Source organism: Iodidimonas nitroreducens (genome assembly GCA_000710935.1).
In the GTDB taxonomy this organism is placed as follows: Bacteria; Pseudomonadota; Alphaproteobacteria; order Sphingomonadales; family Rhodothalassiaceae; genus Iodidimonas; species Iodidimonas nitroreducens.
In genome coordinates this window covers 198,629-210,822 of sequence record BAYV01000009.1, presented here as the reverse complement: position 1 = coordinate 210,822, position 12,194 = coordinate 198,629, and the positions used below count along the sequence as shown (strand labels likewise).

The 12,194-nt window shown below is 54.8% G+C and carries 7 protein-coding genes; 3 read left to right on the top strand and 4 right to left on the bottom strand.

The genetic code is table 11. The features are described 5' to 3' along the window. The coding region (locus AQ1_RS04260; RefSeq protein WP_042084540.1) for an IS110 family RNA-guided transposase at nt 1-873 on the top strand (873 nt) is incomplete at its 5' end. Between the two features lie 145 nt (nt 874-1,018). Here AQ1_RS04260 and AQ1_RS04255 read toward each other — a convergent pair. From AQ1_RS04255 to AQ1_RS04245, 3 genes are all read right to left on the bottom strand, one after another. Next, nucleotides 1,019-3,097 carry a glycoside hydrolase family 97 protein gene (locus AQ1_RS04255; protein WP_462686986.1) on the bottom strand — a complete coding sequence of 693 codons (2,079 nt, stop codon included), beginning with the start codon at nt 3,095-3,097 and terminating at the stop codon, nt 1,019-1,021. 15 nt (nt 3,098-3,112) lie between these two features. Further along, nucleotides 3,113-4,681, bottom strand: coding sequence for a tryptophan halogenase family protein (locus tag AQ1_RS04250; RefSeq protein WP_042084537.1), 1,569 nt, complete (start codon nt 4,679-4,681; stop codon nt 3,113-3,115). Between the two features lie 95 nt (nt 4,682-4,776). Then, nucleotides 4,777-7,566, bottom strand: coding sequence for a TonB-dependent receptor (locus tag AQ1_RS04245; protein ID WP_042084535.1), 2,790 nt, complete (start codon nt 7,564-7,566; stop codon nt 4,777-4,779). Between the two features lie 600 nt (nt 7,567-8,166). Between AQ1_RS04245 and AQ1_RS04235 the strand changes: the two genes are divergently transcribed. After that, entirely contained in the window at nt 8,167-9,333 is a 1,167-nt protein-coding gene (locus AQ1_RS04235; protein WP_042084652.1) for an acyl-CoA dehydrogenase, read from the top strand. 8 nt (nt 9,334-9,341) lie between these two features. Here AQ1_RS04235 and AQ1_RS04230 read toward each other — a convergent pair whose 3' ends face one another. Beyond that, on the bottom strand, nt 9,342-10,601 hold the full coding sequence (locus AQ1_RS04230) for a TIGR03862 family flavoprotein (RefSeq protein ID WP_042084531.1): 1,260 nt from the start codon (nt 10,599-10,601) through the stop codon (nt 9,342-9,344). 268 nt (nt 10,602-10,869) lie between these two features. Here AQ1_RS04230 and deoA point away from each other — a divergent pair, with 268 nt between their 5' ends. Next, on the top strand, nt 10,870-12,192 hold the full coding sequence (gene deoA, locus AQ1_RS04225) for a thymidine phosphorylase (protein WP_042084529.1): 1,323 nt from the start codon (nt 10,870-10,872) through the stop codon (nt 12,190-12,192). Nucleotides 12,193-12,194: the final 2 nt, after the last annotated feature.

Below are 12,194 nucleotides of genomic sequence, written 5' to 3'. Positions count from 1 at the left end.
GATGAACGGATCGGCAAAGTCGAACGGATCGCCAACGAAGCCTCCGCTTTGGCACCCCTGATCGAACGCTGGAAAGGTCAGGACCTGCTGGTGCTTTTCGAGGCCACCGGTTCTTATGATAGCTGCCTGCGGCGGGCGCTGGCAGCCGCTGCCATTCCCTTTGCCCGTGTTAACCCGGCGCGTGCCCGCGATTTCGCCCGCGCCACCGGACGCCTTGCCAAAACCGATGCCATCGATGCCCAAATGCTTGCCGCCATGGCCCGCAGCCTGCGTCCGGCCTGCACATCCACACCATCCCTCGAACGCGAAGCCTTGGCCCGCCTGCATAAACGCCGCGACCAACTCGTCTTGATGCGCAAGCAGGAACGCACCCGCCTCGTCGCCATCGATGATCCCATCATCATCGAAGACATCGAGGCCCACATCGCTTGGCTGGCCAAACAAATTGCCGAAATCGAACGCCAAATCAGCGCCCTGATCAAGGCCAGTGCCCAACTCACCGAAGATCAGACCCTGCTGCGGTCTATCCCCGGAATCGGACCCGTTGCCGCCGCAACCCTTAGCGCCCTCATGCCCGAACTCGGATGCCTCTCGCCTAAATCCGTCGCTGCCATGGCGGGTCTCGCGCCGTTCAATGTCGATAGCGGCCAGTTTCGCGGCAGGCGCATCATTAAAGGCGGCAGACGGCGCGTCCGCGAAGCCCTCTATATGGCCGCCGTCAGTGCCATTCGCTCAGCCCATCGCTTCGCTCAAATCTATAAAGCCATGATCAATGCCGGAAAACCAGCCAAAGTCGCCATCATCGCTATCGCCAGAAAAATCCTCGTCACCGCAAATGCAATCATCCGCGATAAAAAACCATTCCATCCATGAACCAATAACACAGTTGCCGGGTCAAGCCCGGGGTGACGAAAAAAAGGGCGGGAAGACGAAGAAAAATAGGGCCGGGATGACGAAGAAAAAAGGGTGGGATGACGAAAGCAAAATACCTCCGGCCTTATTGGATGCCGGCCCGATCCTATGGCAAGGGCGTGAAGCGAATGGCCTGTCCGCCGCCGGGTCGAAGATCGAGCATCAGGCTTTGATCGGCTGTTACCTTATCCTCCAATATCTCGACAGGCTGGGGATTATGGAGCCAATGGGCTGATGCACCATCCTGATAGCGGGTGGCCTGATAGCGCACCCCGGGTTCAAGAAAATCGAGGGACAAAGGGATTTGGCGCGCCTCTTCATCGCTGATCGCCCCCACATACCAATCATCGCTGGCGCGATCCTTCCGGGCCATGACAAAATAATCACCGATCCTGCCATCAAGGGCGCGGCTTTCCGACCAATCTGCGGGCACATCTTTTACAAACTGGAAGGCCGGATGCCCTTCATAATTTTCCGGCAGATCAGCCGCCATTTGCAAGGGGCTGTATAGCACCACCATCAGGGCAAGCTGTTTGGCGAGGGTGGAGGACACGCCATTGTCCTCATTGGGGCCAAAGCGCAGATCGAAAATGGCAGGGGTATAATCCATGGGGCCCGCCAGCATCCGGGTGAAGGGCAGAATGGTTGTGTGGTCGGGATGATTGCCCTGGGCTGCGTGGCTCCAGGCATCATATTCCCCGCCCCGCGCCCCTTCGCGTGACATCATATGGGGATAAGTGCGGCGCAAGCCGGTGTCTTTGATCGGTTCGTGGGCATTGATGGCAATTTTATAACGGGCCGCCGTTTCCATAACTTTCGAGAAATGTTCGACCATATACTGGCCATGATGCCATTCCTTGTGATCCAGCCGGGTGCCAACATATCCGGTTTTTACCGCTCGCATCCCGTGCTTTGCGCTGAATGCAAAGGCTGCATCAAGCTGGGCTTCATAATTTTGAATATTGGCGCTGGTTTCATGATGGCCGATGATCGGAACCCCCATTTTGCGGCTATGGGCGGCAATTTTTTCGATATCAAAATCCGGCGTTGGCTCGGCAAAGCGGAACAGCTCGCCATTCTCGTACCAATTGCCATCCCAGCCGATATTCCAGCCTTCGATCAAAACACCATCAAAGCCGTGTTTGGCGGCGAAATCGATATAACTGATGGCGTTGTCCGTAGTTGCCCCATGATTTTCTCCGGTTTCCCATGTGCAGGTGCGGATATGCATACACCACCAGATGCCGATATATTTTCCCGGCTTGACCCATGAAACATCGCCCAGCTTATTGGGTTCATTGAGATTGAGAATGAGCCGGGAATCGGCCAGTTGATAAGCTTTTTCGGCGATCTGGATGGTCCGCCACGGGGTTTTTACCGGTAAAGTGGCATAAACCCGCACGCCATCGGCCCAGGGCACCAGATCGGCCTTCAGGGTTTGGCCATGCATGGCGGGGCGGCGGAGAGCCATGCTGGCATAATCCACCAGTGCGGCTTCATGGATGCTGAGGGCATAATCAGTGGCTTCAAAGGTAGCGGGCGTGTGGATCACATCCAGGCTATCAACCGAGGATTGGGCATATTGATATTCATAGCGATTGTCTTGGTAGGCTGGAATCCACCATGCCTTGAGATTGTCATGAAAGCTGAATTCGGTCAGTTCATCCATGATCTTGACACCTGAAGCCCCATTTTGCTGGGGGATTTCATAGCGAAAGCCCACACCATCATTGAAAACGCGAAAGGTGACCGTCATTTCGCGCTCATCATCATGGATGGATTTAAAAACAACCCGCAATTCATGATGCTGATCGCGGATGTTTTCCTCTTCGCCCCATGGCTGTGTCCATGTGCTGTCATGCTGGCTGTGCTGGCTGCTGGCGATTTTTAAATCTTCTGCCAGATCGGGAATATCTGCAAAATCAAGGCCCAGACGGCTGAAAGCGATCACCGGCTTTTGCTGATAAAAAACCCGATAGCCGGGCTTTCCATCGATGCTTTCAACACTGACCCGTATTTTGCCATCGGGGGAAGCGATTTCTGCTGCCGTACCTGACGCTGATTCTGATCGCGCCATGGCGTTCAGGGGCAGGATGAAAAGGCACAGGGCGCTGAAAAGGCGCATGAGCTGATAAACGCCGCTGCCTGATCGGGCTTTTAAGCTCGTTTTTGATGATGGCTGCATTCCCCGTCCTTTCCTTTAATTAAAATTGGCGCTGATACGGCTGATGAAGCTGTGATGATTGGGCAGGCTGGCCACGCCCCGGTTGATGAGCAGGCGGATATGATCGAGAAATTCTGCCAATTGCGCATCGCTGATGGCATCGGCCAAGGGGTGATAGGCGCGGGGGGTGATCGATTGCCCCAAAAGCACCTGTAACCAGCCGATTTCAGTAAACAGCTCATCCGCTTCGCGGTAAAGGCGGGCGCTGGCTTCAAACAGCTCGATCTTCTGTTGCAGGCTTTGGGGGATAGGCATCTCTGCGCACGCCCGCCAAAAGGCCGTATCCTGGCGCTGGGTGGCTTTATAATGCAGGATCAGAAAATCGCGGATGCGTTCATATTCAAACCGTGTGGCCTCATTATAGTGTGCGGCCAGTGCCGGATCGCAATTTTTATCGGGGAACATGGAAACCAATCGGCTGATCCCGGTTTGGATCATATGGATGCTGGTGGATTCCAATGGCTCCATGAAGCCCCCGGCCAAGCCCAAAGCGACACAATTGCGGTTCCAGGCCTTTTTGCGGCGACCGGTTTTGAACTGCAAAAGCCGGGGTTCGGTCAAAGCGGGGCCTTCGAGATTGGCCAAAAGCAGGGCGCAGGCTTCATCATCACTCAGATGAGCGCTGCAATAGACATGGCCATTGCCCACCCGATGCTGCAAAGGAATGCGCCATTGCCAGCCCGCAGGCCGGGCCATGGATTGGGTATAGGGCCGCATCAGGGGCTTGCCCGAAGCATCTGTGGGGGTTTCGCTGGGCACGGCGGCAGCACGATTGCAGGGCAGCCAATGGCTCCAATCCTCATAGCCGGTTTTGAGCGCATCTTCGATCAAAAGGCCGCGAAAGCCCGAACAATCGATAAACAGATCGGCTTCAATCTCTGTGCCATTTTCCAATAAAACAGATTGAATGAAGCCATCTCCGCTGTGCTGCTTCACATCCACCACACGGCCTTCAAGGCGCTCGACCCCGCGCGCCTCGCTATAGCTCCGCAGCATCGCCGCATAAAGCCCGGCATCAAGATGAAAGGCATAGCGAAGGCCGGTGAGCCGACTATCACCCAGCCTTTCCAAGGGGCCAAAGCGGTTTTGGATGGCGGCCTGCTGATTCAGGGAATACGCCCATAAGCTGTGCGGGTGGCCGGATTGGGTGGCCCGCAGCCAATAATGATGAAAGGGCGACAGGCCCAAAGATTGGCCGATATCGCCAAAGGCATGCATATAGCGATCACCGATCCGGCCCCAATCGCTGAATTCGATCCCCAATTTAAAGCTGCCCTTGGTTTGGCGGATCATCTCATGTTCATCGAGCCCCAGATAGTGATTGAGATTGCGGATCTGGGGGATAGTGGCCTCGCCCACGCCAATGGTGCCGATGGCATCGGATTCGACGAGCCTGATGCGGATCTGTTGGCCCAAAGCTTTGGCGAGCACCGCTGCTGCCATCCATCCCGCCGTGCCCCCGCCAATGATGGCGATGGTGCGGATGGCGTGATCCGTGCCCGGATGATGATGCGGCGGTGGGGCAGGCCTGTCACTGCTGTTCATAAGGGCTTGGCTCCGATTATCTGGGCGGCAATGGAGGGGGGCGCCGCGTGCCGGCAGCCGCACCCCCCATCACCTTCATAGTATAAACAGGGCCATCAGAATTTATAGGAGAGCCCAAGCAGATAGGTGCGGCCAAATTTCTGCTGATCGATCACCCGGCGGCCATCTTCGCCTTCAAAGGTTACGAAGGGCTCATCGGAAAGATTGCGCGCCTGAAAGGTGACATTCAGGCCTTCAAGGGGCCCGGTTTCAAAGGCATAGCCAATCTGGGCATCAAAAATCGATTCGCTTTTCGATGATCGCAAAATGCGGGTGGCACTGATGCCCGAGACCTCGCCCAGAAACGAGCCGCGATAGCGATGGCTGATGCGGGCGCTGAAGCCGTATTTTTCATAATAAGCGGTTGAATTCACGACCCATTTGGAAAGCCCGGGGACCGAAATGGGATCGGGATTATCGCCCAATATAACCCGGCTATCGGTCCATGATGCACTGCTGATCACGCCAAAGCCATCCAGCGCCATGCTGATGAAATCAAGGGGCAGGGACAGCGTGAATTCCACCCCGCCGATATTGCCACGGCCATTATTGGTTGGCCCGGAAATGGTCCCCAATGTGGTCCCAAGCTCGGCCACTTGTTCAGGCGAAAGGGTGCTATCGACGAAATCGGTAAAATCAAACAGAAAGGCATCATTGGGATTCACGAAATCCTGCAGATCCTTATAGAAAAAGGCTAGGGCCACATAGCCAGCCTGCGAGAAATATTTTTCAAAGGACAGATCAACCGAATTGGCAATGAAGGGTTTTAATTCCGCATTGCCGCCCGATGCGCTGAAAAAGGCCTGATTGGGATCGGTGGACCGCAATTGCGTATCATTGGTGCTGAGGGATAGACTGGAATTCAACTGATCCATCCGCGAGCGCGCCAATGTGCGGGCGGCGCCAAAGCGCATCACCGTTTCATGGCCAAGGTCGAAACTTAAATTCATGCTGGGCAAAAAGCGGGTATATTTGTCGCCTTCCTGAGTGGGGACCAGCATGGGTTCGCTGATACCCGATCCCAGATCCACGGATTCGATGCGTGAGCCGCTTGATTCCTGATCGGTGAAAACGATCTGCGTACCGAAATTCCCGGTCACCGGGATGGAGAGGATGTCTGTTTCGACATCGAATTTGACATAGGCAATCGCCACATCCTCGCGCACCTTCCAATCCTGCGGCACATCAAATGACGATAGGCTGGTGGGCACGCGCTCTAAAAAGCCATTGTCGATGAGAAACAGCGGATCAAGGCTTAAATGCCCATCAATGCCGATGAATTCGAGGGATGTGCTTTTATCGAGGATCGCCTCTTGGGGGATCGGCAGGGCCGTGGCTCCGCCCGCTGGCACCAGAAATGTCTGGCTGATGGCGCGTTCTTTATCGCGGCGGCTGAGATCGACACCAAAGGTGATGGCGCTGATCGGGCCGATATAACCGGCGCGTTCGGCGCTGAAGCGCAGATGGGTCAGTTCATCATCGGTATCGGGGGCATTGATGAAGCCTGCCTGCGTCAGGGGATTGGGCTGGGCCCCGGCACCCCAACCTTGGGGATCGGTGAGGAAGAAAAGGCTGGGATCGCTATAATCGATGGATGAGTCGAATCTAACGACGCCATTGTCTTGAATACTAAAGCCCAAAGTATCGGTGATTCCTTCGCCCGCAGGGCCCGTTCCGCTGATGGTTTCGATCAGGCTGTCTTTCCTGTCGGCACGGGAATAGCTGAGATCAGTTTCCACGCTCCATTGATCGGTGATCTGGGCACGCATATTCCAGCCCGCGCCAAAAAGATCGGCATTGCGATCATTGCGATCATTGCGCATCACCCCCTTCACATCGGTAAAGACCCCTTCGGTGATCAGGCCATCAACCTCGGTGAAGCCGGGCTGTAGCTGCGCTGCCGACCAATAAAGCGGTAATTCGATCCCGCGCAGGGATTGGGTTTCATCAAAATGGGAATAGTTGAAATCAAGGGATGTGCTGAAGCTGTCGGATGGCTGATATTGGATGGTGCCGATCACCCCGAAACGATTGAGATCATTGGATTGGGCAAAGGGTTTCGCGCCGCCGATCACGAAAGGCTGGGTGCCATTCACATCAAGATCGCCCTCAACATTGGGAAAGCCCCACGCATTGAAACGTTCGCTTTGAGTGGGGGTGGATTGATGGGCGATCCCAAGGGAAAAGCCCAAGGTGTTATCAAGGAATTTATCCGCATAAATGGCCGAAGCCCGAAAGCCCGCGCGCGGCTGATCGGGATTAAGCGATGAATCCTCGTTGAATTCATAAAAGCCATTGACCGATAAAATCCGCTCTTTGATATCAAGGGGGCGGATGGTGCGCAGATCAACGGTGCCGGTCAGCCCTTGTCCGATCAGGGTAGCATCGGGGGTTTTGTAAACCACGGCGGCAGATAAAAGCTCGGCAGGATATTGATCAAATTCCACCCCACGATTATCGCTTGTTGAAACCTGTTCGCGACCATTGAGCAGGGCCGTTGAAAAATCCGGGCCCAAACCGCGAATCGACAAAACCTGCCCACGGCCATCAACCCGCTGTGTGGTCAATCCGGGGAGCCGGGCAAGGGATTCAGCAATCGAGACATCGGGCAATTTGCCGATGTCTTCTGCTGAAATGGCCTCGACGATCGAACTGTTGCCGCGTTTGGCGGCAATGGAATTTTCAATGCTGCTGCGAAAGCCCTGAACAACGATTTCTTCCAGGGCCGTTTCGTCTTCATTATCGGCAGGATCGACCTGCTGAGCAAAAACAGGGTTGATGGCCAAAGCCAATGCCATGGCCGATGATGTGCCACACAGCATCCTGATGCGTTTGAATGTCGTCATATTCCTCCCCTTTTTCTGCATTTTTGCAAAGATTTTGCGCGGCTCTATTGCACGGTCAGCAAGGTCTGATGGCCTTTAGGCTCTTTGTTTTCGGCGAATGCGTCATCTTCAAGATGAGGTTTGTTTCGCATTTCATCTTTTAAGGATGCGCAAGAAAATCATTTTTTGCAAATGTTTTTGTAACTCTCTGAGAGATAACCTAGGATTTTTTAGCTGCTATGCGATAATATCATTGATAAATAAGCGCTTATATATCAATTTAAACCATATATTTTTGCAAAGCCTGAAGGCAATAATGATGTTTTTGGGTTATATTTGTGATCTGAATGACCCGAATCTAATAAATTTAGAGACTATCCATGCGTATCCTCAGAGTTTTTGCAAAAAATATTGCATCGCCGATAAGCTCTGAACGCTTCCAGTCGGGTAAAGCCTCTTGCCTTAAATGATGGGATGGCAGAGCATGACACATGAAAGGCCTGTTGCGTCTGATCTCTTCTAGGAAATGTTATCTCCATGTCTGATCATCTCCATCCATCTTATAAAAATGCCCCTGAAAAGGCCGATCATCAAAAGCCCGGGCCCACGCGCTGGCCTGCCATGGATTGGCTCGATCCTTTATTGATCGATGGGCTTTTGAGCGAAGAAGAACGGATGGTGCGCCAATCGGCCCGGCAATTTGCCCAATCGGCGCTGATGCCCCGCATTTTGAAAGCCAATCGGGATGAAACATTTGATCAAGCAATCATGCGTGAAATGGGGGCGGCGGGGCTTTTGGGGTCAACGATCACCGGCTATGGCTGCGCCGGGGTTTCGGCCGTTTCTTATGGTTTGATCGCCCGTGAAATCGAGCATGTGGATTCCGGCTATCGTTCGGCAATGAGTGTGCAATCGTCTTTGGTGATGTATCCGATCTGGGCTTATGGCACCGAAGATCAGCGCGAAAAATGGCTGCCCGGCCTTGCCAGCGGTGAATTGATCGGCTGCTTTGGCCTCACTGAACCGGATGCGGGCTCTGATCCTTCGTCGATGAAAAGCACGGCTAAGGCGGTTGCGGGGGGCTATCGGCTCAATGGTGCCAAAATGTGGATCACCAATTCACCGATTGCCGATATCTGCATCATCTGGGCGAAAAGCGATGCCCATGAAGGGCGCATCAAGGGCTTTGTGCTGGAGCGCGGCATGAAGGGGCTAAAAACCCCCAAAATCGAGGGCAAGATGAGCCTGCGCGCCTCGGTCACCGGCGAAGTGGTGATGGAGGATGTTTTTGTGCCCGAAGCCAATCTGCTGCCCCATGTCAGCGGCCTTGCCGGGCCTTTCGGGTGCCTGAACAATGCCCGCTATGGCATTGCCTGGGGGGCTTTGGGGGCGGCAGAATTTTGTTTTCATGCGGCACGCAGCTATGCTTTGGATCGCCAGATTTTTAAAAAGCCCTTGGCTGCTACCCAACTCGTTCAGAAAAAACTGGCCGATATGCTCACTGAAATCACTTTAGGGCTGGTTTGCTGCGTGCAGGCCGGGCGATTGAAGGATCAGGGCCAGCTTTCACCCGAAGCCATTTCCCTGCTCAAACGCAATAGCTGTGGCAAGGCTTTGGATATTGCCCGCATGGCGCGCGATATTCATGGTGGCAATGGCATCTCCGATGAATATCATGTGATCCGCCATATGGTGAATTTGGAAACCGTCAATACCTATGAAGGCACCCATGATATTCATGCGCTGATTTTGGGCCGCGCCATCACCGGGCTACAGGCTTTTTCCTGAGCACCGTATTACATGTTATTCAATAAGTTACCAGCAGCCCACAGGGCGCTGGAAAAGCAGGCCTGCAAAAGATAGCCGCCTGTTGGGGCCTCCCAATCCAGCATTTCACCGGCGCAGAACACCCCCTTGGGGGCGGTATTGATAAAGCCATTTTCGTTGAAATTTATAAATTTAACGCCACCATATGTTGAAATAGCTTTATCGATGGGGCGCGGACGATCAAGGGGCAAGGGCAGGTTTTTAAGGAAGGCTGCAAGGGCATGGGGATCATTTTTAAAAGTATCTGACCATGCAGGGCTTTCCCGCAGCAAAGATAGAGCCTGGGGCGAAAGGCTGGCGGCCTTGCGCAGGCGATTTGACAGGCTGTTGGATCGCCTTGTGCGGCGGATTTTCTGATGCAGATCTTCCAATTCCAGATCGGGGCAAAGATCGAGTTTTAAAAGCGCGGTGCCTTTTTCCGCGATCATCTGTCGAAGAACTGGCCCCAAGCCATAGATGGCCCCGCCCTCAAGCCCCTGTGCGGTGATCATCGCTTCGCCCTTAATGCTGTGATCCCCGATGCTGAAAAGGCAGGGTTTCAGGGGATGGCCCGCAAATTTATCACGAAAAAATGGGCTCCAATCCCGTTCGAATCCGCAATTGGCAGGGCCAAGCGGGCTAAGCGTGATCTGCTGCTTTTCTATCCATCTGGCCCAGGCCCCATCCGATCCTAATCTTGGCCAGCTTGCCCCGCCCATCGCGAAAAGGGTAGCCCGGGGCCTGTGGGCGCAAATGGATGCAGGGGCGGGGGCGGTTAAATCCTCGATCAACAGGGCCCCGGTTTCATCCCATCCCAAACAGCGGTGCCGGGTTTTGATCACCACCCCCTGCTGCGACAGCCGCAATAACCATGCCCGCAAAAGCGGTGAGGCCTTCATGGCTTTGGGAAACACCCGCCCGCTGCTGCCGATGAAGGTTTCAGCCCCCAAACCATCGGCCCAGGCCCGCAGATCATCCGGGGTAAAGGCCCTGATCATCGGCTCGATAAAGGGTCGGGCCGGGCCATAATGGCGAAGGAAATCATCAAGCGGCTCGCTATGGGTCAGATTGAGCCCACCCCGACCGGCCATCAGAAATTTGCGCCCCACGGTGGGCATCTGCTCATAAAGGGTGACGGCACAGCCCGCCGCACTCAGCCTTTCAGCGGCCATCAGCCCCGCCGGGCCACCGCCGATGATGATGATCTGATCGGCATCTTTTGCGGCATTGGCTTTTCGGGGATTGATCATGATGTGCTTTCAGATGGGGCAAGGGATATGAGAGGGGGGCTTTTGCAAGGGCACATCTTTAACGAACAAGCCGATCAGATGCGAGCCAAAGCGCCTTTCGTTGGGCCGTGAATTGCTGCGGGCTTGCGTAAAGCTGCTTTCAGCTTTTAGACTTTGATATAAAATTTGACGGTTTGATAAAAAATATGGTTTGTTTGGTCACATAACAAGATCATCTGCGCTTTTTTGCAAACAGATGAGACCCTTTGGTGCTGAGGAGGAGGCAAGAATGCTGTTCAAGGATATTATCCGTAAAAAGCGCGATGGCGGCGAGCTTTCGGCTGCTGAGATCGATCTGTTCGTATCCGGGCTGGCTGATGGAAGCTTGCCATCGGAGCAGGCATCGGCTTTGGCGATGGCGATTTTTCTGCGCTCCATGACGTTTGACGAGGCGGGGACGCTGACCCTGGCCATGGCCCATTCGGGGCGGATGCTCGATTGGCAAAAAGAAGGGCTGGATGGCCCCGTGGTGGATAAACATTCCACCGGCGGCGTGGGTGATAAGGTGAGCTTCATGCTGGCCCCCGTCGTTGCTGCCTGCGGCTGCTATGTGCCGATGATTTCCGGCCGTGGGCTGGGCCATACCGGGGGCACATTGGATAAGATTTCCAGCATTCCCGGCTATGATCCCACCCCGGGCCTTGATATTTTCCGTAAAGTGACCCGCGAGGTGGGCTGCGCGATCATCGGCCAGACCAGCGATCTGGCCCCGGCTGACCGACGGCTTTATGCGATTCGCGATGTTACCGGCACGGTGGAATCCATCCCCCTCATCACAGCTTCGATCCTGTCGAAGAAAATCGCGGCGGGCAATCGCTCGTTGGTCATGGATGTAAAGGTGGGCACCGGGGCTTTCATGCAAAGCATTGATGAGGCGCGGGCTTTGGCCAAAAGCATTATCGGCACCGCCCTGGCCGCAGATCTGAAAACCCATGCCCTGATCACCGATATGAATGCGGTTTTGGGCGATAGCGCGGGCAATGCTTTGGAGATCGAAGAAACGGTGCTGTATCTGACGAATAGCCGGCGCGAGCCGCGTTTGGATGAAGTGGTGATGGCTTTGGCCGCTGAAATGCTGATCGCGTCCGGGATCACCGCTGATCATGAGGATGCTTTGGCCCGGGCCAATGAAGCGCTGGTATCGGGCCGGGCGGCAGAGATTTTCGGCCGGATGGTCTCGGCCCTGGGCGGACCGGCCGATTTCATGGAACGCTATGCCCATTATCTGCCCAAAGCCCCGGTGGTGCTACCGGTTCATGCCGAAAGGCAAGGTTATCTGGCGGCGGTGGATGCCCGCGCTATTGGCAATGCCATCATCGAATTGGGCGGGGGCCGCCGATCGGTTGAGGATCAGCTTGATCTGAGCGTGGGTTTTGGGGCTGTGGCGCCTTTGGGCAGCAAAATGGATGGATCACAGCCTTTGGCCATGGTTCATGCCGCTGATCAAGACGCGGCGGAAAAAGCCGCTTTGGCCTTGCGCCGGGCTTGTGTGATCGCCGATGCTGCGCCAAAAGTGGGGCCGGTGATCCATGAACGATTGACCAAGGCATAGGC